The following is a 23,346-nucleotide window of genomic DNA, read 5'->3' as shown; positions in this document are numbered from 1 at the left end:
ATCTCTCCGTCCTCTTGTCAGCATTACTCTTACATATTCTGAGGAAAGTGTAAAAACCCTTTTTATAAGAAAGAAGAAAACCAATTTCCCATAAAGGTGCCAACATAATTTCCAATGAAGTAACCGAGCGTACCGACAAGCATGATCGGCCCCACAAGATCATGCCAGCCCTTGGCGATTGCCATCGCAGCAGCGGTCGTTGGCCCCCCGACAGCAGCATTGACAGCGAGCAAAATTTCTTCAAGGTGCACGCGGACCAATTTCCCGATAGCTAAGGAAATCACTAAATTACTGATGGCAACAAGGAAGACAAATAACAGAATAAGAGGCGCATTGGTGACAATGAAGCGCAGATCTGCCGGAATGCCAATCACCACAAAAAATAAATAAATTAAAAAGGTTCCAAGCTCCTGTGATCCATTGAGCTTCTCGAAAAAATGCGGGAAGAGAAAGACGACCAGAATAGTTAAGGATGTAAGGATCAGATACTGATCGCCAAACGTTCCAGTCACCAGAGGATGAGAAAACATGCTTTTCACATAACCGGAAACCTTCACACTAACCGCCACAAGCGCAAAAGCAGCACCGGCATGAAAAGCGATATCCTTTAAAGAAATATCCTTTCGTTTCCAATAGCTTTCTGCACTCTTTCCGCTATCCCCCTCAGCTTTTGCTTTTTCTTCAAATGGCATAGCATAATGCTGTTGAAACCATTTTAGTGCCGGAATGCTGATTAAAATAAAAAATAGGAGCGCCATCATAAAATGATCAGCCACAACAGTAGCAGATACATATTCCCCCGGTGTTTCAAATTTCGCCGCTAACGCAGCAAAGTTGACCCCGCCGCCGATATAAGAAGCACTGATCATCCCGCCAATTTTATCGAGATAAGGAATATGCTGTTTGAAAATGAAAAAAGCGAGGATGCTCCCAAGGACAGTGCCAGCGGAGCTAATCAGAAACATAAACAGCAATCGCCTGCTTGCCTTAAAAATCTGCCGCACATTGATCTTGAACAGCAAAAGGGGAATTGCAAGCGGCACCACATAAGCCCATACGGTATCATATACAGGCGACTCAACAGGAAGCACCCCTATATTTGTAAACACCATTGCACCTGCAAGCGCAATGACAGCCCCAGACACAGCAGACGCCCACTTAAAGCGCTGCTCCAGTCCAATACTCACTGCCGCCCACACCGCAATAAACCCCCACAATCCCCATACATCATCAGAAGAAATTAAAGAATGCAAGCCACATCACCCTCTAATGTTAGAAAATTAAGACATATTATAATAGCCGACAAACAAAACAGCAAGTTTCAAAAAAGAGTTTCTGAAAAGTAGTTGACGAATAGAGGAGGAAGTTATATAATAGACCTTGTCAGAAAGACAACCACATACCCAGCAACACATACATATCATGATTCCGTAGCTCAGCTGGGAGAGCGCTACCTTGACAGGGTAGAGGTCGCTGGTTCGAGCCCAGTCGGAATCATAGCTTAAACCCTTGCGCAGCAAGGGTTTTTTACTTTGCTTATTTATTGATTTTGTCATCATTCATCTAGTTGGGGACGAATTGGGGACGAAATTATTTTTTTGAGCTGATTTTGAAGGGGAATTCCATCAACTCTGTTTTTGTGCTAGGTTTCTAGGATCGAACTGGTTAAAGTGTTTTACTGTGCTATTTTCGAGTTTCTCGGTAACGTGACCATAAATATCACTAGTTGTTCGAGCACTGGCATGCCCAGCTCTTCTTTGAATAGCACTGAGACTTTCGCCAGCTTCCATAAGGAGAGCCACCATAGTATGCCGCAAGTCATGAAGACGAACATCTTTTAGGCCGTACTTCTTTTTTATTTTAGTCCACTTCGCGGTAGGGGTTGTATAGTAGTAAGGTTTTCCTTTACCACTGTGAAATACATATTGATGTTCTCCGCCTTCCCAGGCATCACCGAGCATAAGTTTTTCTTTCTTCCATATGCGATAATATTTAGCCAACTCATCCATATAAAAATCAGGCATTTTAACGAATCGTTGAGAACTTTTTGACTTTGGACTTTTGACGTGAGGCTCTCCGTTAATTGTTTTAGAAATTGATCTATTTACGTATATTCCACCTTTGTCCCAATCTACATCCAAGTGCCATTCGCAAGCAAGAGCTTCTCCTCTACGAAGCCCGCCGATTAGAGCTGCAAGATAATATAAACGCCATTTAATATCTATTTCATACAACACTTTAATACATTCAGCTGCTTCTTCTGATTCAAGAAAGTTCATTTCCTTATTCTCAGCTTCAGGTGAACTCAATCCCTCCATAGGATCATCTTTTATCAATTTCCATTCCTCTGTTGCGGTTTTAAACAATGCTTGCAAAATTTTAAATATATCTTTGATTGTTTGATCTCCTAATCCGCCAGGCTTTCCATCTTTTCTAGCTCCATCTTTAGATAAATCATCAATAAAATCAACAATATGAAGGCTCTTTATTTTGTCTATTTTTTTATGGCCCAATGATGGGAGGATGTGATTGTTTAAGTGATTTGAATACTTAACAGAGGTTGTAAAAGAATAAGGTTTTCCGTTTTTATTAAAGAGTTTCTTTTCAACCCATTTCTCCGCAAATGATTCAAAAGTAGCTTTTTCAGGAGCAATATACTCGCCAGCCTCTACTTCAATTCTGAAACGGTGCAGCTGGTCTTCGAGATACTCCTGTAATTTCCGTTTAGACTTTAATATTTTTGGATCTTCGATACGAATCGATTTCTTTTTTCTATCTCTTTTACCGTTTGCGTCATAACCATTTTCGACTATTAACCTAAAAGATTTTTCACTGCGTCTTTCAATACTAGCCATGTGGCAACCTCCTTGTTCTATTAATTCATTTGATAGAGCTTTTGATGCCAGTGAATAGAGAACTGTTTTCTTTTGTACATTTCAAGCCGTTTAGCTGCGAAAGGGTATGTGACGTTAAAGGTATCCCCAATTAACTTTATGGCCTCCGATTGCATGCGCGGCAACGAAATCTTTTCAAGCATGAATGTCGGTACACAAAAGTGATACATGAAACTATTGGCCTGGTACTCTTGCAACTGGCGGAACATACGATTCATATTGAATTGGTTTCCGCAGTGTTTAATCACATGCCCGAGTTCGTGAACAAAGTCTTGCCATTGTTCTTGTGGAGAAGCTCGAATATCCAAAACCATGCTGTAAAAACCATTGATACAAAACATGCTGCTATTAGCTTTCTCATAATGAATCAATATCTTAAAAGCAGCGGCAATGCGTTCAAGATCTATGTTTTCAGGAGTAAGCATATTTAATTTTGTATAAATCTTTTTTACTTCTTCTTCAAGATGCGATAACTGGATTGTCATAATAAACACCGCCAAATGGGAATGTGTGTTCTGTTTTTAGTGTGAAAGAAAAGCCCTCGAGAGGGCCATTCTTATTTTTTTATTCTCTCATATAAAACCAAAGTATTAAATCCTCTTTTTCAATCATCTTTCACATGCAAAGTTGTCGTGATCGCGGTCCATTTTAGACTGGTATGCCGGATGAGAACTCGGGACACCATGAGGATATTTCTTTCTTAATTCTGTGCAGTTTGCAAATTGTTCTGTTCCACCAGTAGAGTTAGAAGAACTGCTTGCTGTTGAGCTACTTTCGTTAGAATTTGAACTGTTTGAGCTTGATTTATGTGAAGTAGTCGATTTATGCGTTGTAACAGATTTTTCAACAGGTTTAGAAGCAGTTACAGATTTTTTAGGTTTTGTTACACAACCATTAAATCCTTTATCAGTTGCATAGCCATTCTTACTCCAAATTTTTAAGTTCTTGTTTTTGGCAACTTCCTGATCTTTTTCATAAGTACCTAAATACTTCGTGCTTGGCTCATATACATAAGCAACTCGAGCTAATCCTTCTTTAAGTAATGTTTCTTGTACTGATTTTCCATCAACATAAACATAAGCTAGCATTCTTCCATACTTATCAGTACGGTCACCTTTATCAAATTCTAATTGTAGCTTACCACTGTTCACCAGCTGTTTATTTCGTGCTGAAGCATCCTCTCCATATGGTTGGACACAAGAATTTGGTTTTTTAGTTTCAGGAGTATCAACGAGCAAATACCGAACAGTTTTAACTTCGCCTTTATAATTGACTTTAATTGTATCTCCATCAACTGATTTGTTTAATGTTACATCCACCAGCTTTTTTTTATCAGGTGTCTCTTTAGCTGAGGATTTTTTTGACTCATCAGCACTTTTGTTATTTGATTGCTTTTCTGTTTTTTGATCCGTCTTTGTCTCTTGTTTATCTTTGTCTTCTTGTTGTGTAGTCTTCTTGCTTTCCGAATCTGTTTTATCAGTTGAAGTTGAATCAGACCCGCACGCTGCTAAAGAAAAACTCAAAGATAAAGCACCGATACATAACAACCATTTTTTCAAAATAATTTCCCCTTTTTATTGAAATGTCTTCTAGGTATATTATCGGTTAGTTATTTTTGGTTTTTAATCAAATTTTTTCAAGTTTTTATTCTGAAGAGAATTCGGTTTCAGTTCGGAAGAGAATCCAGATGAGATTAAATGCTGAAACTCTTGTTTTATAAGGGGGGAAAGGCTTGTAAATATTACCTTTCCAGAAGGGATTCAGGACTAATCCGGAAGAGAATCCAGATCTTATTAGTAAACAGAAATTAAACATAATAAACAAAGAGTTATTTAAGCGATAGATTAACCTTTTCGACCTTTTGCTTTTTCTTTCTCTTTTAGGTAGTTGATAAAATCTATAGTTTGTCTACGTGCTTCTTCTGAAAAGTCAGATGCATCTTTAAAAGCTATTTGTAAATCTGGATCGCTGATGTTGTAAGAGGCCTCTGTTTCTTTGACACCTGAACCACCTCTAGTATTGCCTAAAAGGAAGTCCAAAGAAACCTCAAAAAAATCAGCGATTTTTAGAAGCGTTTCATAATCAGGTTGTCTTTTACCCTGTTCATACATGCCAATCGTACTCTCGGCTAAACCTAATTTATTTCCTAATTCCTTTTGGGAGAGGTTTTTTTCTCGCCTCAATTTTTTTAGAGTCTCATCAAATTTCACAGTCATCACCTGAATTGATAATACCACACGAAACGTGTTTTTTATAAAAACACCACGAAAAGTGTTGACACCACGAATCGCGTGGTTTAATATAATAATCAAGAACACCACAAATTGTGTAGGAGGTGACTTGATTGGACAAAAAGCTTATTGGTCAAAGGCTTCTTAAGTTAAGAGCTGAAAAGTCCCGTAGCGAGGTAGCCAAAGCAATTAAAATAAGTGTAAGTGCATTGCAAATGTATGAAACTGGGCAGCGTATTCCACGGGATGAAATAAAAATCAAATTGGCTGATTATTATCAAAAAACAGTTCAACAAATTTTTTTTGATAATCAACACCACGAAATGCAGGGTGAAAAAATTACAGCATAGGAGGCTTAAATAATGACTCGCAACACAATGACTGTTCAAGAAGCAGCTGAATATCTTGGTGTTCACCACGACACGATTTACACAATGGTACGCGAAAAAGAAATTCCACACTTCCGGGTACGCACACGCATTTTCTTCACTAAGCACAACATAGATGCGTGGATCGAAGCTCAAGAACAAGCAATCATGAAAGAGGCTCTATAGAGCAAATATTTGTTTTTATTGTGGCCCAAAAGCGAAATTTGAAGCCCTATGCGGTTGAATATTCGAAAAAACAAAAGCCAATACAATAAAACATCTTTTGAACCTAATTAAATTTTAACAGCAAACAGCTGAATATATCAGGAGGCGAACATATGGAGAACAATCCATACAACTTACGGAATTTACCGAAGATCATGCGCTGTGTTCGTAAAGCGGCCGGATTTACACAATATCAGATTGGCAGTTTGATAGGCGGGAAGGATCAACGTTACGTTTCCGATGTTGAAAATGGTTTTAGTAAGCTTACCCCCGAATTATGCATCAGATGGTTTGAGGCGTGCGAGGCCTATGAACATATTGATCTCGTACATTACCTTTTTCGGCTGCACCCGACAACGGCGGCTCCAATAGACCCAGCTCTTAACGAGAGCGCAAGCACAGCGGTTATCAACATGATTCACCAGCTTGAAGAAGCATTGCAAGCCACAAAGCATTTAGCGCGCTGGCTGGCAAATGATAGACCGAACGGACAGGCAGAAGAACTGCCAATGGCCGATATTAAACAGATTTTTGATCTGATCCCAGCAAATAAAACGCTGATATATTCGCTGGCCCGCAGTCATGGTTTGAATATGAAAGAGCTGGCCGAAAGATGGACCCGTAAAGCGCTAGTGAATCAGGTTGCGATGGCAAAAACAGAAGAAAGGAAGGCGATTTTTGCATGAAAACCAATCAGTTTTTGAAGTCAGATGTAGATGCAGCAAAAAGAAAAATCGAATCAGCGGAAGAGCTCTCTATCATGCTTTCGGAGGCATTACGTGATGGTGATTATGAAGAGGCAATCAGCCTTGCTGGAAGTATCAAAGTACTTACAGAGGATATCAGCCGATTGGCGAATAAAGGACGGTTGTATGAAACAGCTATGAAAATGCAACAACGAGGTATCAATTTGGCAGTGATAAGTAGGTGTCTCGGATGAACATCGAAAACCCATTAATTCTAAACAACTGGCACGACAGGCTGGCTGAGCCGGAAACGCAAAAGGATTTTTTCGGGGATGAAGTTACGCCAGTTGATGATTACGTGATAGATAGCGCTGAAGGTGAAGTCATTCTGAGAGAAAACCTTGAGCGGTACCTAAAGGAGCATCTTGGTTTTGAATTTAAAAATGAGCAATAAAAAAAGCCCACTTGGCAGAGTGGACTTCAAAAGGTATTTTGGTAAAGATTAGTTCCTTTATTATACCAACTTACCTCATAAAAGACAATGGAGGTTTTATACATGGCTAAAGCAATAAAAGTGGCATTCAGCGAGCGTGCGGAGGATCAGCAACGTTTGAGACAGGTCGGCGGTTCAATTGTATTCGCCAAAAACGGTAAAGCACAGTTTAGTTTCCCTTCTATGGATCACTACCGGGAATGGCAGCGGCTTGGAACTGAAGATTATAAAAGAAAGGTGGCAGAAGCACAATGAATGGATTATCACAGGTAGATTACTCAGATTACATGCCGGCCTCTCAGCAGGCATCCAGCGTGACTACAGAAGCACTGGTAAGCCGGCAAGCGCAAGAAGTACAGGCGGCTATGGTTATTGCAAAGAAATTCCCTCGTGATGTTTATGCGGCGTTTGAACGCATCAGAAAAGCTTGTGAAAGACGATTGTTAGCTGAAAATGCAGTCTATGAATATCCACGCGGCGGAAGTAAAGTGTCAGGACCTTCAATTAGGTTGGCGGAAGCACTGGCACAGAATTGGGGCAACATCGATTACGGAATCATGGAGCTTGAGCAGAAAGCTGGGGAATCCTCTGTTATGGCCTACGCTTGGGACCTTGAAACAAACACAAGACAAACCAAGATTTTCACTGTGAAACATGAAAGAAAAGCAAAGGGAAAGATCACAAAACTAGATGATCCACGCGATATTTACGAAATGGTTGCCAACCAAGGAGCTCGACGTGTCCGTGCTTGTATTCTCGGGGTCATACCTGGTGACATTGTCGATGCTGCGGTTGATATGTGTCAAAAAACTTTGATCAGCGGCTATAAGGAGCCTCTGGAAGATCGTCTCAGAAGCGCTTTGTCTCTCTTTAAAAAAGAGTTTGGTGTTACTAAGGAAATGATTCAGGAGTACATCGGTAGCAATTTAGATGCTTTCACAGAGCAAGACTTTCTCAAAATAGGCCGCATTTATACAGCACTTCGTGACGGTATGGCAAAGAAGGAAGATTACTTCAATACCAAGGCTACAGGTGCAACAAAATCAAAGGCTGAGGAAGAGTTCAAAAAGCAAAAAGAGCAAGCCGACAAGCCTGCTGATAGCAAAGAAAAGGCGGGTGATCCTGCTAATGCGGATACCGGCGCTAAACAAGGAGAACTACTATTCTAACGTGATTGATAGATACTACATGTCGAACTCTCAATATAAAAGCTTTCTTCAATGTGAGGCAGCAACGATGGCAAAGATTAACGGAGAATGGACGCCCCCAACATCGGAGGCCCTTCTCTTCGGTCAATACGTTCATGCCTGGCTTGAAGGTGAACAGGCTTTTGATGAATTTAAGAAGAACACACCTTCACTATTTACTCAGAAAGGCCAACTGTACAAGCAGTATCAGTTAGCTGATTTGATGATTGAGGCAATTCAACATGATGATCTCTGTATGTTTGTTCTTCAAGGAGAAAAGGAAGTCATCGTAACTGCTGAATTGTTCGGGGTTTTGTGGAAAGGAAAGCTGGACGTATACAACCCAGCAGGCGGTCGTTTCTCCGATCTGAAAACAGCGAGGTCATTGCGGGAGAGAGTCTGGGACCCGGAAATAGGATATTGCTCATTTGTTGAGGCAAATGGCTATATTGCTCAAATGGCACTGTATGCAGAGCTTGAAAAAAGAATGACTGGACGGAGCGAATGGCTTGAGCCCCTGATCGTAGGGGTTTCAAAAGAAGATCCACCTGATAAAGCTGTCATCAATATTGATGAAGGCAGGATGGAAGTAGAGCTTGAAGAGATTGAGCAGCACATGGATCGGATTTTGCAAGTGAAACACGGCGGAGAGAAGCCGGAGCGGTGCGAAAAATGCAAGTATTGCCGGGCCACTAATCAACTGAACAGCATTATCCATTTTTCGGAGTTGGTGAGCTGATGGAAAGGGAGCTGATCAGGATTCCTATCCCGCATTGTTATCTCTGGATGGTCAAAACGGTTCAGCGCGACATGAGAAAGGACTTGTATACCCGGTACACGACTGACTACTTAAAGACAAATGAGCCGTCTCTGAGATTAGTAGAAATAGATTTCAAGGCTCTGACAGCACTGTGTGAAAGAAAGTAGGTGATCGGCATGGATATGCAAGGTTTAGGGTATGTGGTCCTGCCTCGGCTGCCATTTAAAGATTCACGCGATGAGACAATATACGATTATTTATTCAAACGTGCCGAGTACAGGGCAGATCAAGAACTAAAGCCCGGCCAAACAATTATCAAACTGGTGGATTTGGCTAAACGCTTTAACTGGTCAGCTGATCAAATCAAGTATTCATTGGATCGAATGGTAAAGCAAGAATATTTGAAGTTGGACCGGCTGCCACAAAAGCGTGGTTTTATTGTGACAGTTCTTCATTACGCTGAGTACATACAACTAGGAAATTACAACAAGAAAAAAGACTTGGCACCAGCACAAGAAGAGCGGCAGGAGGATGAGAAGAAAATGAAGAGTAACGCATTTGCTTTTTTTGAAGACGAGGGATTCGGCCTTCTATCATCGTTCATGGCTGAGAAGCTTAATAGCTTGATAGATGATTATGGTAAAGATAAGGTGCTGGAGGCAATGAAAGAGGCAGTAACGCGGAACGCTCGCAATTTAGCCTACGTTCAGCGCATTCTCCAGTCAAACAAGAACAAAAGTAAGGAGTGGCAACATGGAAACACACAAAACGCAAAGTACGGACGCGGCAATGGCAGCAATACTGAAAAAGCTTCAGGAAAGGTCAGCCCATTTTTCGGCGGGGTCGGCCGGGTCAGAAGAAAAGGCTGAATATGAATGTCCGAAATGCAAAGATCAACTTGGCTACATCGAGAACAAGGACGGATATGAAGTTTGGGTCCGGTGCAACTGCATAGAACGCCGGCGCACCCGGAAACTGATGAACTCTAGTGACATAACTGCTGAATTTGAGAAGTTGAAGTTCAAGAATTTTATAACCGAAGGAAAGCCAGCTGTCGTGAAAGACACTTACGATACTGCGGTGGAATACTACAAAGACTTTGACAGCATTCGCGGCACCCGAAGCAACAGCATTGCTTTACTGGGGCAGCCAGGCTCAGGGAAAACACACTTGTTAACAGCTATTTCAAACAAGCTGATCAAATCAAAGAACATCGCAGTTCAGTATTTTCCTTACGTGGAAGGCTTCAACGATCTGAAAGATGACTTCGACAAGCTGGAAGAAAAACTTAATCGTATGAAAGAGGTTGAAGTGCTGTTCATAGATGATCTGTTCAAGCCTGTGTACACAAACACCAAAGAAGGACGGATTAAGAAACCACGGGCAACCGATTGGCAGGTGGAGCAGACATACTCTGTCATCAATTATCGGTATCTGAATCATAAACCGGTTCTTATCTCAAGTGAATTAGACATCGAAGAGCTAGTGGATATTGACGAAGCGCTTGGCACCCGCATTTATGAAATGTGTGCGGACTACTGCGTGATTATCAAGGGCGACAGAATGCAATTAAATCATAGATTGGCAGGGTTGCGGAATGGATGAAAAAACGAATGTTAATGGATCCATGGGAATGTATTTGTTCGGGCCTTCTGAACAAAAGGGCGGCAAGGACCTCACACCGGCTATCCGGGTGCTTGAGGAAAAGATCAAACAAATGGAGCTGATGCACAGTGCTTAAAGCGGTGATCCTGCTGCCGGCCATCATACTGACGGCGCCAGCAAAAGAAAAGCAGATTCAGCATTGGGAACAGATTGACGGGAGGTAATGACGAGTGAGTCTTATTCAGTTTATAGTTTACGGCGAACCGGTTGCCCAGGGGCGGCCCCGGGGATCAGTTCGAAATGGCAAGGTTAGAATGCATGATCCTACAAAATCAAAGGATTTCAAACAGTATGTTGCATTAGTTGCATCACAGTATCGACCAGAGAAGGTTATTACCGGTCCTGTCGCAATGGATGTCAGAGTATTCAGGCCGATGCCGAAAAAAGTTTCTAACTCGAAAAAGAAAAAGGAGAGTGCAGAGAAGGGGCTTCTTCGCCCAACCACAAAGCCGGACGTTGACAACTATGTGAAGGGTGTCAAAGACGCTTTAAACCATCTGATTTACAAGGATGATAGTCAAGTTGTGGATTTGAAAGTCAGTAAGTTTTATAGCGAAGAGCCAAGAGTGGAAGTGGTCATTACAGAGATTGCACTGTAAAACAAAAAAGCACCGAAGCGTATGCCCCGATGCTCTGATATGAACTGGTACTTCTATCATAGCACATGCACAGGGGGCGCGCTAGGTGAACAAACCACAAGAAATTAAATTAAGCAAAGATACAACAATTGAACAAGCAATTGAGCCGGGCAAAATACAGATTCTTATTCTAGATGGGAACGAGGGCACTGCACATGTCCTTGATACCCCAGAACACGGTGAAACTATCATCCAAACAATTAAGGGCGGTCTGTCTCGTTTAGATTATAGGATCGGCCACAAATTCTAAAAGCAGGGGCTTTCCCCTGCGGGGGAGGAACGGACATGGATAAATTGCAGGAAATTAAAGCACGCATTTCAGAACTAAAAGGCTATGAAAATGCAAAGCCGATTGATCAATACTGGATGACTAAAGAGCATATTGAATTTCTGATTGATCGAACTGAACTGTCTGTGAAGCAGCAGGAAATCATCGAGGAAAACAAACGTCAGCAGGAAATAACGGTTCATCAGTTCCGGCAGGCTCAAAAGGACATTCAGAATCTAAGTGGGGAAAGCAGACGATACAAAAAGGCATTAGAGAAGATTATTACCAATCTCACTTTCGCGATAACAGTTGCCCAAAACGAATTGGAGGGTGATGCGAAATGAACGCAAAAAAAGTAACTATTCCCGCCCGCAATTCCAATGGTTTCATGATCGGGTTCAAAGAAGTGAACGCACTTTGGAAATGCCCTACTTGCGGCGGGAAAATGGGGAATCCTCAGCTCACGCAGCATGCCGAGGACGGATTCTTTGGAGCAATACATATTTGGGAAAATCCCTGCGGACATGTAGCTCATTATAAGAATCTACAGATTGTAGGTGATACAAAATGATCCCTTTACAAGTTGAGCTTCAGCGGGCAGTCAAATCCACAAAAGACGAAGCGATGACCATTTACGAGGCGGCCGAACATTTAAAGGTTAATGTCGAGGAAGTGCCTATGATCGTTGCTCAGGCTGATGATCTAAGAATGATCGGCAATGACGCAATTATTGCAAAAAGAGACAAGACAAATGGCTGGCTCATTGGAGCGATGGTTGCGGTTTTATTCTTCGCGATTACAGCTCTGCCAGGGATAGGGGGGTAAGGCATGGCGGCAACTGAGCAAATAAAACGCATGAACGATATAAAAGACTTGATTAAGCTTATCGCAAGCATAGACAGACGTACTTTCTACTGTAAGTCAAAGAACCGAATAGCGTATTTCAGATTTAAGAAAAAATTGTTCTTTGTTGATGATTACACGGGAGATGATGTTTACCCGTATGAATTGGGATACGGAAGTTCAAACGGCTTTTCACATGGAGGCAACATGTGGCAACTGGTCAACAGCTTTCGAAAGTTCATAATGACAGGGAAATACGGCGAGCTGAGGGATTATAAAGAAATATGGGCATACAGCTATGAAAGATGTATGAAGATCCGTCAGAAGGCGAAGGAGATCGGTTTCATTGAAAGCGTTGATTACGCCTATAGTTTTGATGAATGGGCTGATAGTAAATGATCGAATACAGCTGCCCTGAATGTGATTACGCTCAATACAACGTAATTAAAAAAGATAGGGATGAAAGTCCCTATCTTTTGAAAAGATTAAACCCAACCTTGATAATGACCAGTCCAAGATCCGTCACTATTCTGCCATGCATCTTTTAAATAAAAATTAGTACCGAGAACGGGAATTACATTTTTCAGTTCTGCTCTAGACTTAGCCCCCTGATAATAATCTTGTAAAACTGCTTGGGGTGATACTGATTCGTGATTTGTACTATGGTTTGAAGGACTAGCAGCAAAAGCAGGGGCAGCAGAAACAAGTAAAGCTAGGGACAATGCGGAACCAGTTAAAACTCTTTTCAATTTCATTTTAAACACTCCCTTTGTTTTTAATACAACTGTATTATTACACAGTATACAAAAATATCCAAGTCAATTTTTGTTAATGTTTTGTGAACGCGAATTTAGTTAGGGGGATTGGATGGCACTCAGAATATTGTTTCTGCTGATGGGATGCGGATTCTGGATATATTTCCAACACGATTACAGGCCGGACATGAAAGCGAACCTTGCTTTGATCGGGGCAATCATTTCATTCACGGCCGCGGCTTATTTTAATGATATTGATAAATTTAGAGAGAAGCAGGATTGAATAGGCTGTTTTGCTCAAAAATGATGATATGGACGGAAAGAAATGAAAATTTGGAAAGGAAATCATAAAATGGTTTAGAAATATATGGTATGATAGGCTCGTTGAGTTCTGGTTAAAGGAGATTTTATTATGATGCAAACTACACCTAGCCTATTTGATGTAAAACGTTTTTGGAAAGGTTTTAATGAGTATAAAAATTACAAAGTTGATAATAAACAACATGATTTTTTTAAACTGTTTCGTAACGAAATTCCTGTAGCATTTGAGAAGGTATTAAAAGAAAAGCAGTTCAAGAATCAAGATTATATAAGCATCAAAGCTTCCACAGGTAATGGGAGGATTTCTGATTCATTCTGGATTGCTTTTCTTGATAATCGATTGACTACCAAAGGGAAAAGAGTATCGACTCAAGTTGGTATTTATATTGTTTTATTGTTTTCAGAAAGCGGAGACAATTTTTATTTAAGTATAGCAACTGGCACTGAAAACTTTAACTTAACTGAAATTAGGGAGCAAGCTAAAGCAGGTAAACAATTCTTTTCTAGACAGATTCAATCAAATGAAAAGTTGCTAGGATTTAATACGGATGAATTTTATTTGGGTACGTCCGACAGGCCAAAAAAGTATGCTGCCAGCGCCCTTATCAACAAGAAATTTAATCTATTTACGTTTGATGAAGAGCAATTGCTTAACGATTTATTCATATTAAATGAACTCTTCTATGATTATGTCTATGAACATTATTTAGAAGAAAATAAAGGTGAAACTGAACAAGAGAATTTAATAAAGAAAAAACCGATTAGAAGAAAAGTAATAAATGTTGAAAAGTACAGGTTGCTTCGCAAAGAAAAAGAGATTGCTAATGAATTAACTGGAAAGGCGGCAGAAGAGTTTGTCTTTCATAAAGAAAAAGATTATTTAATAAAAGAAGGCAGAAATGAATTGGCTCAAAAAATTGATTGGATCTCTAATAGGGAAGACGGTCATGGATATGATATAAAATCTTATTTTCCAGATGGTTCTGATAAGTTTATTGAGGTAAAAGGTACCAAGTTTAAAAACAATGATTATCAGTTTTATTTATCTGAACGTGAAAGAGTTGTTGCTGAAGAAAAGGGAAAAGAATATGTTTTAACATTGGTTGAGAATGTGGGGAATTTTAGGCTTATAAAAATCATAAAAGAGGTTAGGGATCCGGTTCATAAAATGTGTTTAAAGCCGCTAAATTATAGTGGAAAACTGAAACCAGAGGGATGCCAAGACAATGACGAATGAAATATTAAAAGATCTAAAATCAATATCAATTACATTCCTAAAATTTCTTTGTGTTTTAGCAGTACTTACGATTATAGCAATTATTTCTTGGCATTTGAAAGCATATGAAGTTATTTATTACATAATGGTAATAAGTGCTTACCTAATTATTTGGTTTTTAATATATTGTTGTTTAATAAGGCCGCAAAGAGTAAGAAGAGATAATTTGTACCTTTGGTTAGATCAACCGAATTTCACAGACAAAGAGTTTATTCATGATTTATCGGAGGTTCCTGTTAAGGACTTGTTAGAAAATTTAGAGACAATTTATAAAAAATTATTGATTTATGCAAAACTTGATATAATTAAACTAAAATTATTAAAGGCATACTTCAAGACAAAAAATTCAGGAAATATTATTGAGATGCTTTTTCGCTCTTTAGTGGCAATAATTTCAGGGCCTTTGCTATTATTTGTGATAAACAATAGACAATTATTTGTATTCCTAAAGCCCAAAGACTTCGCTGAGATTAATCCAACGTTTCTAACCGTGGCAAACATTTTAACTATAGTCTTGTTTTTCTTAAGTGTTCTTATGTTTTTGATATCTGATTCAGTAACAAATAAAAAAAGAAACCTTATAATTGAGGAAATACTTGACGTATGTATTAGCGAATGTAGTAACAAAAAATAAGTCCAAGACGGAAAGCCTGCGGACACTGATCACTGTACAGAGAAATCTGTGCTTTGGTTGGTGTCCGTTTTTTATTTCGCAACTATCTGGATGTCTATCGCGATTACTTTTGATGAGAGGGGTGATGAGACATGAAACAGTCCAAAAAGAAATCTTCACAAAAGTAACAAGAGCGCTCAGATCGCTTTTGGCAACAAATGATGAACACGAACATGCAAACCCTAATAAGAGGCAAAGGCGGCGCTTTTAAGCGTAAATAAGAGGAGGATAAACATGCAGGATTTAATCATTGAATACAAAAGAGCGTTAAAAGAAGCAAGAAAGATGTACCGGGCATTTTCGGAAACACTAGAAATTGAAATGACAGCAGAACAAAAGAATGATAAGAAGATCATCGGCAGTATGATCAGCGATATTGAATTCACTCTCGAATGGCTGCAGAACGGAAGACAACCAGGAGCACGCCGGGGAGCTGACAGAAGGGACGTTTACCAAAGAATGATTCTTGCTGATCCACGTATCATTGATGCAATGCCAGAAGAATATGCGATCAATCAGGAGCCAGAAGGAGAGGTAAGCGACTGGGACAAAGAAAGAATTGCTGATGCCCTTTCTGTCCTTACTGAAAGAGAAAAGGACATTTTCATCATGCACACTGTGCAAAACATGTCTTTTGAAGAGATCGCCCAGCTGCTGGACATTAAAAAAGGAACGGTTCAAAAGAATATTGAACGTTCCCGTTTAAAAATGAAAAATAGAGCAGAACATAGCCTATTCTGTTTAGCATGAATAGGTTGTGATTTTATAAGAAAACAAGAAAATATTCTCTAATTTAATTGACGTGAGTAAAGTTATCGTGTATAATTAAATTATAGAAAGGAGGGAAGAAAGTGGCTGAAATAGCATTAATACTAGGGATTATTCTTACAGCTCTCACGGCTTTTGAGAAAATCCTCATCATCATAGAAAGGCTTAAAATAAAAAAGCCCAAAATCAACAGACGCCGTCGACCAAGAAAGCGTAGATGATTTTGAGCCAAGGGAGAAGCTCTACCTTCTCCCTTGCTCTCAAGTATAACATAAGTGATACAAATAATTATATAACCATGAAAACAGCCACTTTCAAACAATGGAAAAACTCAGAACGTCAACTGATATTTTTGTCCTTCTTGCTTTGGGATACATGTTATTTGTTCGGCAGCATGTCGCGGCCAGTCCATTTAAGACAACTTTAGATATTTGCATAATTGTTTTGTTTGCTGTTTCAATTGTGGAAAAGTCAATTTCCCTTTATCAAAAATATCGAGAAAAAAGAGGGTGATGCCTGGTGTACAGTCTTAAAGAGCGTGATGCAATTAAAAAGTTTCTGAATGAGGAGATCGTTAACACAAGTGAAGCGATTGAAATATTGGACTTTACTCGTCAATATCTCAATCAGCTAATTAAAACCGGTCAACTTGAACCGGTTAAAGAAATGCCGAGGGACAGGCTTTTTATTAAAGAGGATATATTGGAATTCCAAAAGCATAGGAAGAAATGAGCATCCAGATTTAATTTTCTGGATGCTTTCTTTAATGAACTAAGAATTACATACTTACGTTTTAGCAATTAAATAAAGAGATAAATGTCTGGTTGATCCTGTAGGATTATGAACGGTAACTACCCACTGATTCCTTCTTCTTGGAAAGCTTTCCATCGCATACATAGGAGCGTAATCACCTGGAGCAAATCCACCATTAATTACATTGATGTTCTGTCCTTCGAGAAAACACCCAAGGTATTCATTAGGATTGATCATCACTATATCTGCCCATTGATAAGAATAAAACCCGTTTCCAAGATCAGTGCTAGATGCGCCTCTAATGTCTAATGTAATATCCCTTCTTCTCTGTCTAGATAAGTCTGTACTTCTTTCAATGTTATCTGTTGGGGTTAAATTAGGTATTGCTATAGGGATGTAATAACAGTTATACAAAATAAACACTCCTTAGTTTAAAATCAGTAAAATTGTATGTTGGTATATATTGGTAGGTGCGTGTTTTGTTTGATGTTCACTAAGGATGAATCTAAAGGATTAGTGGACTATCTGAACTTGCTTTTTTGTCTTACGACTGCCACCTATTTATGAATAGTGCTTTCGTTCGACAAATTTTGCAAATAGTTCCTTTATCACACTCCTTATCCGATAATAAGGTGCGAGGTGAGAAAATCAGAAAGGTTGACAAATTCGTAATTGAAAATCAATATATGCTTCAAATAAATGATTATAACGGGTCGCCACAAAGTATTTGGCAATGGGATGTTTCAACAGCTAGCAATAGCGAGGATGTTTATATGGTAAAAGCATTCGAATCAAATAAAAACATTCTTATACCTTGGACATTGATGTCTAAAGAATCCCAGAGAGAGACTTTAGATGATGATGTTCCGCAACTTATTTTAAAAAAAATGAAAGAAACTATTTAGCATCCTGCGGGGTGCTTTTTTTGTTTCCTGTAAACTGCTTCCGGTAAGTCTCAGGATAGACAATTGGCGGTTAAAGGCTTGAGCACGGTGGTGGTTTAGAGGGAATATGAACCAATGATATTTATGGTTCATTTGTTATTTATTTGAGAATGTTTAAGAGTAGTATAATCGTGATTCTTATCATCAAAATAAGTGGGTGTGTTACACACAAACAAAAAAGGAGTGATTTAAATGGGTTACGGTCCAGATAATAGCAAAGAATTAATTGCAAATCAGATTGGATGGGTAAGGGTTCCTTGTGGGCATAGAGCAGAATTCCATTTCGCCAGTGAAGCACATTACGAAAATGCAATCTGTATTTATCCACAACATTCAGATCATAAGTTAGCAGAAAGAGGAAATTACAACAGAAGTTTGAATGATTTTTCAACTCCTGAAAACAATTCTAATCAAGATGTATGGTATCGAGTTACAGGCTGGCATAAAAATTCACCGCCACACGGATCATATCCCTGGGTTGTAAGCTCGATAAAAAATGATTCACCAGCATCAAATCTTTATGAGTTTGGTTTTGAAGATGCAGGTGGAGAAGACTACGACGATATGAAATGTACAGTTAACATTGTGCAGTAAATTAAAAGGATAGCCTTAACGGTTATCCTCTTTTAATTTCCAAAACAACTCAATTCAAAAGGGGGCGGCGGTGAATGTAGATGGCTGAGAAGCATATTCAGGCGCAGAAAGATTACGTCAAAGGTATGAAATACAAGGACCTTGCCGAGAAATACGGGGTGTCAGTGAACACCATAAAATCGTGGAAACAGCGGCATGGTTGGGAAAGAAAAAAGGGTGCACCCACTGAAAAAAGTGTGCACACAAAAAAGGCAGGCGCACCACCCGGCAATAAGAATGCATTAGGGAACAACGGCGGCGCACCACAGAGGAATCAAAACGCTGTGACTCACGGCTTTTTCTCTAAATTCCTGCCAGAAGAAACGCTTGAGATCATGGAAGAGATTCAGGAGCGTTCGCCTGCCGATATGATATGGGATCAAATTCAGATTCAATATGCAGCTATTCTCCGGGCGCAGCGCATTATGTTCGTGCAGGATAAGGACGACATGACTAAGGTTTTGAAAAAAGAGAAGCCGGGTGCATTTGGCGATGAGCAAGAATGGGAGTTTCAATTCGCATGGGATAAGCAGGCAACCTTCCTGAATGCTCAATCTCGGGCAATGGGTGAGCTCCGTAGTCTGATCAAGCAGTTCGACCAGCTGGCGCATGAGCAAGATGAGCGGCGCCTTAAATTGGAACAAATGCGCTTAAATATCGAGAAGACGAAGAAGGCTGTTAACGGCGGCGAAGGAAACACCCAAGAAAATGATATTGCCGCAATGTTGAGGAAAATGGTGAATGCCGATGGAACTGAATAAAAAGCAAAAGGAAGTTTGGGACAGCTTTATAAAGGAGCAACCCAAAATTCTAATTTGTAGCGGCGCAAAGAGGGCAGGGAAAACATTCGTGCTCCTTTTGACGTTCCTCGGGCACATAAGCAAGTATCAAAACATGGGGCTTTCTTTTATCATCGGCGGGGCAACTCAGGCTTCTATAAAGCGGAATATCTTGAACGATATGGAATTGATTCTGGGTAAAGAATTGAGGCTCGACAAGTCGAATGCCGTTGAGATATTCGGCAACCGTGTTTATTGCTTTGACGGCGCAAATGCAGACTCATGGAAAAAGGCGCGGGGTTTTACATCAGCTGGCGCATTCTTAAACGAAGCGACGGCTCTACATGACTCATTCGTGAAGGAAGTCATTTCTCGTTGTTCCTATAAAGGCGCAATGGTCATGATGGATACAAACCCTGAAAACCCGATGCACACCGTCAAAACGGACTATATCGACAAAGACGGGCAGCGGCTGAAAAACGGCAGGCTGAATATCCGTTCTTTTCACTTCTCATTGTTTGATAACAACTTTCTTGATCCTGAGTATGTCGAAAGTATTGTTGCTTCAACACCGAGCGGCATGTTTACAGACCGGGACATTTACGGCTATTGGGTTGCTCCAGAAGGCGTAATATATAAGGATTTCAACAAAGACAAGCACTATATCAGTTCAGACCAGTTAAAAGAGAAACAGGGCAGGTTTACAAAATACTTTGCTGGCGTTGACTGGGGATATGAGCACCCGGGTTCTATTGTCATAATCGGACAGGATGACCAAGGGTGTTTTTATTTGCTCGAAGAACATTCCCAGCAGCACAAAGAGATCGATTACTGGGTGAAGGTAGCAAAGGACATCAAAGAACGATACGGCAATATTAATTTCTACTGTGATACGGCACGGCCAGAACATGTTGTTCGTTTCCGACGAGAAAAACTTCGGGCTATCAATGCTGATAAAGCTGTCGTATCCGGCATAGAAGAAGTGGCGCGGCTGTTCAAACAAGAAAAGCTTTTTGTCGTTGAAGACAAAGTTGACCGATTTAAAAAAGAAATCTTTATGTATGTCTGGAATCAGAAGACAGGCGAACCGGTTAAGGAATGGGACGATGTTCTGGACTCCATACGTTATGCCCTTTATACGAACAACAAACCAATGAGACGAAAAGGGAAGGGGTGATCATTGTGAATCATTTGATGGATAAGATCAGGGATTCAGGCATTACACCTGAATTGATTGCAGAAATCATCGAAGCACATAAAAACGATCATGATAGAATGAAAAACTTGTATGAGCGATACAAGGCAGAGGTTCAGGGCGTGCCGATCTTAACCAGAGAAGCCATTGAGTATGAGGATTTCGAGACCGGCCATGTTAAGCGGATAGATCATAAGGTCAATAACAAGCTTAATAACTCATTTGATTCAGACATTGTTGATACGAAGGTGGGCTATCTCTTCGGGCACCCGATCACTTATGAATTTGACGATAAGCGAGATGCGGGCACTACTTCTGCCGGAAAGCAGATGATTGATGACTTCAACACTCTGAATAATATTCCTGACGAAGATAGTGAATGGGGAAAGATGGCGACAATTTGCGGTTATGGAGCTCGGCTTGCATATATCGACCGGAATGGTAATGAAAGAGTCAAAAACATTGAACCATGGGAAGCGGTGTTCCTTAGCGATGGGAATATTCATGAGCCAGATTTCGGATTAAGGTATTTTACGGTTTATGGCGGACAAATAAAAGCTGAATTCTATGATGATAAATATGTGTACTATTTCAGCACTAAAGACAGCTCTGCATTTACGCTGGATAAAAAAGAATTGCATTTGTTTGATGGCTGCCCTTTATTCGGGCTGGCAAACAATAAAGAGCTCAAAGGCGATGCCGAGAAGGTATTGTCTCTTATTGATGCCTATGATCGGACACTGTCAGACGCCTCAAACGAAATTGAACAGTACAGACTGGCGTACTTGATCCTAAAGGGATTGGGAGCAGATGAGGACACACTTCAACAGCTTAAAAAGACTGGGATTCTTGAACTCTATGATGAAAAAGACGATGTCAGCTATCTGACAAAAGATATAAATGACGCAATCATTGAAAATCATTTGAACCGTCTGGAAGAAAACATTCTCCGTTTTGCAAAGTCGGTCAATTTCTCTGATGAATCATTTGGCGGCAATGTCACTGGTGTTGCAATGAAATTTAAATTGATGGCGCTTGAGAATAAGTGCATCACGATGGAACGGAAAATGACTGCTGCGCTCCGTTACCAATACAAGTTGATCTTTTCGGCTTGGGCAACGAAAAATAAAGCCAAAGCAGAAGATTATTTGAAAGTATGGTTCGGATTCAAGCGTAACCTTCCAGCCAATGTTCTTGAAGAGGCGCAGACAACATCGCAACTTAAAGGATTAATCAGCGAAGAAACACGTCTTTCTCTCTTGTCCTTTGTCGATGATGTTCAGTATGAGCTTCATAAGATGAAAGAGGAGGAAGAGGAGTACAGGAACAGCATGCCACCGTTAACTGATATCGAAACAGATACGGGCGGTGATGAAGATGAACCAGAATGATATTGATAGGTACCTGGATGACATGATCACAGAGGACGCGAAAAAGATTGATGTCGTTTTTGCTCAACGGCTCAAAGAAATCAATCAACAAATCGCGGCCCTTTATGCGAAATACAGCAGAGATGGTCAGCTATCCATGGCTGATATGAATAAATACAACAGGTTTAAAAAAGAAATGGAGCGCATGACTGAGGAATCGGGTAAGGCATTCAAAACTATCCTCACAATCGTTGAAGCTTTGGCTGCTAAGCAATTCCTTGAGAGTTACATGCGCTCTGCTTATTTGTACGAGATGGAAGCTGCAGTTGATTTAGGCTTCAGCATTCCTACTGTTGAAGTAATCAAGCAGGCTATATTAAACCCGATAGCTGAATTGACTCTCTCAGTTTTATATAAGCGCCACAGGGATGACTACGTCCGGCAAATACAGATTTCAATTGCTCAAGGCATTCAAGCTGGTGAAGATTACTCGAAGATTGCCCGGCGTATTGAGCAAACGACCGAATTTGCCCGCAGAAAGGCTCGTGACGTGGCGAGAACAGAGACTCATAGGGTACAAGTCTCGGCGAGGATGAAAAGCGCTGAGCAGGCTTCTAAAAAGAGCAAACTCGAAAAGATGTGGAATGCTACCCTTGATCTTAAAACACGAGCCGGGCACAGGAAGCTGGACGGGAAGACAATAGAACGAAACGGGCTATTCAAATCAATATATGGCGGCGTCGGACCGGCTCCGGGGCACATGAATAATGCCAAGGATGATATTAACTGCCGTTGTACTATAGCTTTCAAAGTAAACGGCGTGCTGCCAGATACAAGAAGAGCTCGTAAGCGAGGCAATGGCACTGGGGAGACTATCCCCTACCAAACCTACGAGGAATGGTACAAATCCATTGAGGAAAAGAGCAAATAAATTTTTATCCTGTCCTGAGCATGACATTAAAAGGCTTATTTTTCATGCACTCATAACAGGCGCGCACTGTAGAGGGCGAAGGAGGAAGAACTGTAATGCCAACATTAGACGAAGTGAAAAAATTTCTCGAAGAAAATAAAGAGAACGAAGAAGTAAAAGCGTTTGTAGGAGAACTTTCGGCCGTATCAGCAGATAAGGTGGAAGGGTTCCTTGAAACAGACGAAGGAAAGCGTCTCATTCAGCCTCGATTGGATTCCCATTTTACGAAAGGCCTTGAGACATGGAAGGCGAACAACCTCGATGCTCTGGTTGATGCAAAAGTAAAAGAGCTTTATCCGGAAGAAACAGAGGAACAAAAGCGTATCAGGAAGCTGGAAAAAGAGCTGGATGATCAGAAGACAGCAGCACAACGTGAAAAGCTTTTAAACAAAGCTGTCTCTTATGCTTCTGAAAAGCAACTGCCGGCAGATGTAGTGGAATTCTTTATCGGTGAGGATGAAGAATCAACGATGAAGAACCTCGGAGCATTCGAAGAGAAATACAATGCTGCACTTCAAAAGGCGATTGAATCCAAGTTCCAAGAGAATGGCCGTGATGTTCAGTCCGGCAGCAATGAACCGACAAATCAAAGTTTTGATATTAGCTCGCTTGCAGCTGAAGCAAGTATTAGAAAATAAGGAGGGCTATCTT

Annotated in this window: 36 protein-coding genes, 1 tRNA gene and 3 pseudogenes; 32 read left to right on the top strand and 8 right to left on the bottom strand. The window is 40.4% G+C overall.

Annotated elements, in window-relative coordinates; translation table 11 throughout:
- Positions 1–62: 62 nt before the first annotated feature.
- Positions 63–1,253 (bottom strand): DUF819 family protein, encoded by a 1,191-nt coding sequence (locus AAGG74_RS08035; RefSeq protein ID WP_429675044.1) that lies wholly within the window; start codon positions 1,251–1,253, stop codon positions 63–65.
- Between the two features lie 171 nt (positions 1,254–1,424).
- Here AAGG74_RS08035 and AAGG74_RS08030 point away from each other — a divergent pair.
- A tRNA-Val gene (locus AAGG74_RS08030) sits at positions 1,425–1,497 on the top strand.
- Positions 1,498–1,625: 128 nt separating this feature from the next.
- Here the strand turns inward: AAGG74_RS08030 and AAGG74_RS08025 are convergent.
- From AAGG74_RS08025 to AAGG74_RS08005, 5 genes and pseudogenes are all read right to left on the bottom strand, one after another.
- Positions 1,626–2,855 carry a tyrosine-type recombinase/integrase gene (locus AAGG74_RS08025; protein ID WP_429675043.1) on the bottom strand — a complete coding sequence of 410 codons (1,230 nt, stop codon included), beginning with the start codon at positions 2,853–2,855 and terminating at the stop codon, positions 1,626–1,628.
- Positions 2,856–2,875: 20 nt separating this feature from the next.
- On the bottom strand, positions 2,876–3,379 hold the full coding sequence (locus AAGG74_RS08020; RefSeq protein ID WP_429675042.1) for an ImmA/IrrE family metallo-endopeptidase: 504 nt from the start codon (positions 3,377–3,379) through the stop codon (positions 2,876–2,878).
- Positions 3,380–3,502: 123 nt separating this feature from the next.
- A pseudogene (locus AAGG74_RS08015) lies at positions 3,503–3,604 on the bottom strand (excalibur calcium-binding domain-containing protein); the annotation flags it as partial.
- A gap of 174 nt (positions 3,605–3,778) precedes the next feature.
- A pseudogene (locus AAGG74_RS08010) lies at positions 3,779–4,225 on the bottom strand (thermonuclease family protein); the annotation flags it as partial.
- 513 nt (positions 4,226–4,738) lie between these two features.
- The gene (locus tag AAGG74_RS08005) at positions 4,739–5,110 is read right to left on the bottom strand and encodes a helix-turn-helix domain-containing protein (protein WP_429675250.1); all 372 of its coding nucleotides are present in this window, start codon (positions 5,108–5,110) and stop codon (positions 4,739–4,741) included.
- Between the two features lie 128 nt (positions 5,111–5,238).
- Here AAGG74_RS08005 and AAGG74_RS08000 point away from each other — a divergent pair, with 128 nt between their 5' ends.
- The 17 genes from AAGG74_RS08000 to AAGG74_RS07920 all read left to right on the top strand — a co-directional run bounded on the left by AAGG74_RS08000 (position 5,239) and on the right by AAGG74_RS07920 (position 12,657).
- On the top strand, positions 5,239–5,475 hold the full coding sequence (locus AAGG74_RS08000) for a helix-turn-helix transcriptional regulator (RefSeq protein WP_429675041.1): 237 nt from the start codon (positions 5,239–5,241) through the stop codon (positions 5,473–5,475).
- A 12-nt stretch (positions 5,476–5,487) separates the two neighbouring features.
- Entirely contained in the window at positions 5,488–5,679 is a 192-nt protein-coding gene (locus tag AAGG74_RS07995) for a helix-turn-helix domain-containing protein (RefSeq protein WP_429675040.1), read from the top strand.
- Positions 5,680–5,831: 152 nt separating this feature from the next.
- Entirely contained in the window at positions 5,832–6,404 is a 573-nt protein-coding gene (locus AAGG74_RS07990) for a helix-turn-helix domain-containing protein (RefSeq protein WP_429675038.1), read from the top strand.
- Positions 6,401–6,658, top strand: a complete 258-nt coding sequence (locus tag AAGG74_RS07985) for a YqaH family protein (RefSeq protein WP_033884313.1) — start codon at positions 6,401–6,403, stop codon at positions 6,656–6,658. The genes AAGG74_RS07990 and AAGG74_RS07985 overlap by 4 nt, the downstream gene beginning before the upstream one ends.
- Positions 6,655–6,858 (top strand): YqaI family protein, encoded by a 204-nt coding sequence (locus AAGG74_RS07980; protein ID WP_429675037.1) that lies wholly within the window; start codon positions 6,655–6,657, stop codon positions 6,856–6,858. Before AAGG74_RS07985 ends, AAGG74_RS07980 begins: the two co-directional genes overlap by 4 nt.
- A gap of 102 nt (positions 6,859–6,960) precedes the next feature.
- The gene (locus AAGG74_RS07975) at positions 6,961–7,152 is read left to right on the top strand and encodes a hypothetical protein (protein ID WP_429675036.1); all 192 of its coding nucleotides are present in this window, start codon (positions 6,961–6,963) and stop codon (positions 7,150–7,152) included.
- The gene (locus AAGG74_RS07970) at positions 7,149–8,066 is read left to right on the top strand and encodes a hypothetical protein (RefSeq protein WP_429675035.1); all 918 of its coding nucleotides are present in this window, start codon (positions 7,149–7,151) and stop codon (positions 8,064–8,066) included. The genes AAGG74_RS07975 and AAGG74_RS07970 overlap by 4 nt, the downstream gene beginning before the upstream one ends.
- Positions 8,026–8,823, top strand: a complete 798-nt coding sequence (locus AAGG74_RS07965; RefSeq protein WP_429675034.1) for a PD-(D/E)XK nuclease-like domain-containing protein — start codon at positions 8,026–8,028, stop codon at positions 8,821–8,823. Before AAGG74_RS07970 ends, AAGG74_RS07965 begins: the two co-directional genes overlap by 41 nt.
- Positions 8,824–9,020: 197 nt before the next feature.
- The gene (locus tag AAGG74_RS07960) at positions 9,021–9,713 is read left to right on the top strand and encodes a DnaD domain-containing protein (RefSeq protein ID WP_429675033.1); all 693 of its coding nucleotides are present in this window, start codon (positions 9,021–9,023) and stop codon (positions 9,711–9,713) included.
- A complete protein-coding gene (locus tag AAGG74_RS07955; RefSeq protein WP_429675032.1) occupies positions 9,598–10,449 on the top strand; it encodes an ATP-binding protein in 852 nt (283 codons plus the stop codon). The genes AAGG74_RS07960 and AAGG74_RS07955 overlap by 116 nt, the downstream gene beginning before the upstream one ends.
- The gene (locus AAGG74_RS07950) at positions 10,442–10,585 is read left to right on the top strand and encodes a hypothetical protein (protein ID WP_429675031.1); all 144 of its coding nucleotides are present in this window, start codon (positions 10,442–10,444) and stop codon (positions 10,583–10,585) included. The genes AAGG74_RS07955 and AAGG74_RS07950 overlap by 8 nt, the downstream gene beginning before the upstream one ends.
- Before the next feature lie 94 nt (positions 10,586–10,679).
- Entirely contained in the window at positions 10,680–11,108 is a 429-nt protein-coding gene (locus tag AAGG74_RS07945; protein WP_429675030.1) for a RusA family crossover junction endodeoxyribonuclease, read from the top strand.
- Positions 11,109–11,193: 85 nt separating this feature from the next.
- Complete coding sequence (locus tag AAGG74_RS07940) at positions 11,194–11,397, top strand: XtrA/YqaO family protein (RefSeq protein WP_429675029.1); 204 nt, start codon at positions 11,194–11,196, stop codon at positions 11,395–11,397.
- A gap of 35 nt (positions 11,398–11,432) precedes the next feature.
- A complete protein-coding gene (locus tag AAGG74_RS07935) occupies positions 11,433–11,759 on the top strand; it encodes a VWA domain-containing protein (RefSeq protein WP_429675028.1) in 327 nt (108 codons plus the stop codon).
- The gene (locus AAGG74_RS07930; protein WP_429675027.1) at positions 11,756–11,986 is read left to right on the top strand and encodes a hypothetical protein; all 231 of its coding nucleotides are present in this window, start codon (positions 11,756–11,758) and stop codon (positions 11,984–11,986) included. Before AAGG74_RS07935 ends, AAGG74_RS07930 begins: the two co-directional genes overlap by 4 nt.
- The gene (locus AAGG74_RS07925) at positions 11,983–12,240 is read left to right on the top strand and encodes a YrzE family protein (protein WP_429675026.1); all 258 of its coding nucleotides are present in this window, start codon (positions 11,983–11,985) and stop codon (positions 12,238–12,240) included. Before AAGG74_RS07930 ends, AAGG74_RS07925 begins: the two co-directional genes overlap by 4 nt.
- 3 nt (positions 12,241–12,243) lie before the next feature.
- A complete protein-coding gene (locus AAGG74_RS07920) occupies positions 12,244–12,657 on the top strand; it encodes a hypothetical protein (RefSeq protein WP_429675024.1) in 414 nt (137 codons plus the stop codon).
- An 86-nt stretch (positions 12,658–12,743) separates the two neighbouring features.
- Here AAGG74_RS07920 and AAGG74_RS07915 read toward each other — a convergent pair whose 3' ends face one another.
- Positions 12,744–13,013, bottom strand: coding sequence for an LCI fold-containing protein (locus tag AAGG74_RS07915; RefSeq protein ID WP_429675023.1), 270 nt, complete (start codon positions 13,011–13,013; stop codon positions 12,744–12,746).
- A gap of 112 nt (positions 13,014–13,125) precedes the next feature.
- On the opposite strand from AAGG74_RS07915, the gene AAGG74_RS07910 reads away from it, so the two are divergent.
- From AAGG74_RS07910 to AAGG74_RS07880, 7 genes and pseudogenes are all read left to right on the top strand, one after another.
- A complete protein-coding gene (locus AAGG74_RS07910) occupies positions 13,126–13,296 on the top strand; it encodes a hypothetical protein (protein ID WP_429675022.1) in 171 nt (56 codons plus the stop codon).
- A gap of 129 nt (positions 13,297–13,425) precedes the next feature.
- The gene (locus AAGG74_RS07905) at positions 13,426–14,571 is read left to right on the top strand and encodes an MrcB family domain-containing protein (protein WP_429675021.1); all 1,146 of its coding nucleotides are present in this window, start codon (positions 13,426–13,428) and stop codon (positions 14,569–14,571) included.
- Complete coding sequence (locus tag AAGG74_RS07900) at positions 14,561–15,244, top strand: hypothetical protein (RefSeq protein WP_429675020.1); 684 nt, start codon at positions 14,561–14,563, stop codon at positions 15,242–15,244. The genes AAGG74_RS07905 and AAGG74_RS07900 overlap by 11 nt, the downstream gene beginning before the upstream one ends.
- 131 nt (positions 15,245–15,375) lie before the next feature.
- Positions 15,376–15,504: pseudogene (locus AAGG74_RS07895) on the top strand (hypothetical protein).
- A gap of 13 nt (positions 15,505–15,517) precedes the next feature.
- Complete coding sequence (locus AAGG74_RS07890) at positions 15,518–16,033, top strand: sigma-70 family RNA polymerase sigma factor (RefSeq protein WP_429675018.1); 516 nt, start codon at positions 15,518–15,520, stop codon at positions 16,031–16,033.
- A 101-nt stretch (positions 16,034–16,134) separates the two neighbouring features.
- Positions 16,135–16,272 (top strand): hypothetical protein, encoded by a 138-nt coding sequence (locus AAGG74_RS07885; protein ID WP_429675017.1) that lies wholly within the window; start codon positions 16,135–16,137, stop codon positions 16,270–16,272.
- A 298-nt stretch (positions 16,273–16,570) separates the two neighbouring features.
- Positions 16,571–16,783 (top strand): helix-turn-helix domain-containing protein, encoded by a 213-nt coding sequence (locus tag AAGG74_RS07880; protein ID WP_429675016.1) that lies wholly within the window; start codon positions 16,571–16,573, stop codon positions 16,781–16,783.
- A gap of 54 nt (positions 16,784–16,837) precedes the next feature.
- Here the strand turns inward: AAGG74_RS07880 and AAGG74_RS07875 are convergent, their stop codons facing one another.
- Positions 16,838–17,218 (bottom strand): hypothetical protein, encoded by a 381-nt coding sequence (locus AAGG74_RS07875; protein WP_429675015.1) that lies wholly within the window; start codon positions 17,216–17,218, stop codon positions 16,838–16,840.
- A 359-nt stretch (positions 17,219–17,577) separates the two neighbouring features.
- On the opposite strand from AAGG74_RS07875, the gene AAGG74_RS07870 reads away from it, so the two are divergent.
- The 7 genes from AAGG74_RS07870 to AAGG74_RS07840 all read left to right on the top strand — a co-directional run bounded on the left by AAGG74_RS07870 (position 17,578) and on the right by AAGG74_RS07840 (position 23,333).
- A complete protein-coding gene (locus AAGG74_RS07870) occupies positions 17,578–17,709 on the top strand; it encodes a hypothetical protein (protein ID WP_429675014.1) in 132 nt (43 codons plus the stop codon).
- 231 nt (positions 17,710–17,940) lie between these two features.
- Positions 17,941–18,342: a hypothetical protein gene (locus AAGG74_RS07865; RefSeq protein ID WP_429675013.1), complete on the top strand. Its 402-nt coding sequence runs from the start codon at positions 17,941–17,943 to the stop codon at positions 18,340–18,342.
- An 80-nt stretch (positions 18,343–18,422) separates the two neighbouring features.
- Positions 18,423–19,142: a phage terminase small subunit gene (terS, locus tag AAGG74_RS07860; protein WP_429675012.1), complete on the top strand. Its 720-nt coding sequence runs from the start codon at positions 18,423–18,425 to the stop codon at positions 19,140–19,142.
- On the top strand, positions 19,129–20,337 hold the full coding sequence (locus AAGG74_RS07855; RefSeq protein WP_429675011.1) for a PBSX family phage terminase large subunit: 1,209 nt from the start codon (positions 19,129–19,131) through the stop codon (positions 20,335–20,337). Before terS ends, AAGG74_RS07855 begins: the two co-directional genes overlap by 14 nt.
- A gap of 5 nt (positions 20,338–20,342) precedes the next feature.
- On the top strand, positions 20,343–21,746 hold the full coding sequence (locus tag AAGG74_RS07850) for a phage portal protein (protein WP_429675010.1): 1,404 nt from the start codon (positions 20,343–20,345) through the stop codon (positions 21,744–21,746).
- A complete protein-coding gene (locus AAGG74_RS07845) occupies positions 21,733–22,656 on the top strand; it encodes a phage minor head protein (RefSeq protein ID WP_429675009.1) in 924 nt (307 codons plus the stop codon). Before AAGG74_RS07850 ends, AAGG74_RS07845 begins: the two co-directional genes overlap by 14 nt.
- Before the next feature lie 95 nt (positions 22,657–22,751).
- Positions 22,752–23,333 (top strand): DUF4355 domain-containing protein, encoded by a 582-nt coding sequence (locus AAGG74_RS07840; RefSeq protein WP_429675008.1) that lies wholly within the window; start codon positions 22,752–22,754, stop codon positions 23,331–23,333.
- Positions 23,334–23,346 lie beyond the last annotated feature (13 nt).

It is taken from the genome of Bacillus mexicanus (genome assembly GCF_050445615.1).
In the GTDB taxonomy this organism is placed as follows: domain Bacteria; phylum Bacillota; class Bacilli; order Bacillales; family Bacillaceae; genus Bacillus; species Bacillus mexicanus.
This window is presented reverse-complemented; position numbering and strand designations above follow the sequence as displayed.

Excerpts from the sequence above, each read along its gene's own strand:
- AAGG74_RS08025 (WP_429675043.1), bottom strand. The coding sequence starts at position 2,855 with ATGGCTAGTATTGAAAGACGCAGTGAAAAATCTTTTAGGTTAATAGTC.
- AAGG74_RS08020 (WP_429675042.1), bottom strand. The coding sequence starts at position 3,379 with ATGACAATCCAGTTATCGCATCTTGAAGAAGAAGTAAAAAAGATTTAT.
- AAGG74_RS08005 (WP_429675250.1), bottom strand. The coding sequence starts at position 5,110 with ATGACTGTGAAATTTGATGAGACTCTAAAAAAATTGAGGCGAGAAAAA.
- AAGG74_RS07995 (WP_429675040.1), top strand. The coding sequence starts at position 5,488 with ATGACTCGCAACACAATGACTGTTCAAGAAGCAGCTGAATATCTTGGT.
- AAGG74_RS07990 (WP_429675038.1), top strand. The coding sequence starts at position 5,832 with ATGGAGAACAATCCATACAACTTACGGAATTTACCGAAGATCATGCGC.
- AAGG74_RS07985 (WP_033884313.1), top strand. The coding sequence starts at position 6,401 with ATGAAAACCAATCAGTTTTTGAAGTCAGATGTAGATGCAGCAAAAAGA.
- AAGG74_RS07980 (WP_429675037.1), top strand. The coding sequence starts at position 6,655 with ATGAACATCGAAAACCCATTAATTCTAAACAACTGGCACGACAGGCTG.
- AAGG74_RS07975 (WP_429675036.1), top strand. The coding sequence starts at position 6,961 with ATGGCTAAAGCAATAAAAGTGGCATTCAGCGAGCGTGCGGAGGATCAG.
- AAGG74_RS07970 (WP_429675035.1), top strand. The coding sequence starts at position 7,149 with ATGAATGGATTATCACAGGTAGATTACTCAGATTACATGCCGGCCTCT.
- AAGG74_RS07965 (WP_429675034.1), top strand. The coding sequence starts at position 8,026 with ATGCGGATACCGGCGCTAAACAAGGAGAACTACTATTCTAACGTGATT.
- AAGG74_RS07960 (WP_429675033.1), top strand. The coding sequence starts at position 9,021 with ATGGATATGCAAGGTTTAGGGTATGTGGTCCTGCCTCGGCTGCCATTT.
- AAGG74_RS07955 (WP_429675032.1), top strand. The coding sequence starts at position 9,598 with ATGGAAACACACAAAACGCAAAGTACGGACGCGGCAATGGCAGCAATA.
- AAGG74_RS07950 (WP_429675031.1), top strand. The coding sequence starts at position 10,442 with ATGGATGAAAAAACGAATGTTAATGGATCCATGGGAATGTATTTGTTC.
- AAGG74_RS07935 (WP_429675028.1), top strand. The coding sequence starts at position 11,433 with ATGGATAAATTGCAGGAAATTAAAGCACGCATTTCAGAACTAAAAGGC.
- AAGG74_RS07930 (WP_429675027.1), top strand. The coding sequence starts at position 11,756 with ATGAACGCAAAAAAAGTAACTATTCCCGCCCGCAATTCCAATGGTTTC.
- AAGG74_RS07925 (WP_429675026.1), top strand. The coding sequence starts at position 11,983 with ATGATCCCTTTACAAGTTGAGCTTCAGCGGGCAGTCAAATCCACAAAA.
- AAGG74_RS07920 (WP_429675024.1), top strand. The coding sequence starts at position 12,244 with ATGGCGGCAACTGAGCAAATAAAACGCATGAACGATATAAAAGACTTG.
- AAGG74_RS07915 (WP_429675023.1), bottom strand. The coding sequence starts at position 13,013 with ATGAAATTGAAAAGAGTTTTAACTGGTTCCGCATTGTCCCTAGCTTTA.
- AAGG74_RS07910 (WP_429675022.1), top strand. The coding sequence starts at position 13,126 with ATGGCACTCAGAATATTGTTTCTGCTGATGGGATGCGGATTCTGGATA.
- AAGG74_RS07905 (WP_429675021.1), top strand. The coding sequence starts at position 13,426 with ATGATGCAAACTACACCTAGCCTATTTGATGTAAAACGTTTTTGGAAA.
- AAGG74_RS07900 (WP_429675020.1), top strand. The coding sequence starts at position 14,561 with ATGACGAATGAAATATTAAAAGATCTAAAATCAATATCAATTACATTC.
- AAGG74_RS07890 (WP_429675018.1), top strand. The coding sequence starts at position 15,518 with ATGCAGGATTTAATCATTGAATACAAAAGAGCGTTAAAAGAAGCAAGA.
- AAGG74_RS07870 (WP_429675014.1), top strand. The coding sequence starts at position 17,578 with ATGGTAAAAGCATTCGAATCAAATAAAAACATTCTTATACCTTGGACA.
- AAGG74_RS07865 (WP_429675013.1), top strand. The coding sequence starts at position 17,941 with ATGGGTTACGGTCCAGATAATAGCAAAGAATTAATTGCAAATCAGATT.
- terS (WP_429675012.1), top strand. The coding sequence starts at position 18,423 with ATGGCTGAGAAGCATATTCAGGCGCAGAAAGATTACGTCAAAGGTATG.
- AAGG74_RS07855 (WP_429675011.1), top strand. The coding sequence starts at position 19,129 with ATGGAACTGAATAAAAAGCAAAAGGAAGTTTGGGACAGCTTTATAAAG.
- AAGG74_RS07845 (WP_429675009.1), top strand. The coding sequence starts at position 21,733 with ATGAACCAGAATGATATTGATAGGTACCTGGATGACATGATCACAGAG.
- AAGG74_RS07840 (WP_429675008.1), top strand. The coding sequence starts at position 22,752 with ATGCCAACATTAGACGAAGTGAAAAAATTTCTCGAAGAAAATAAAGAG.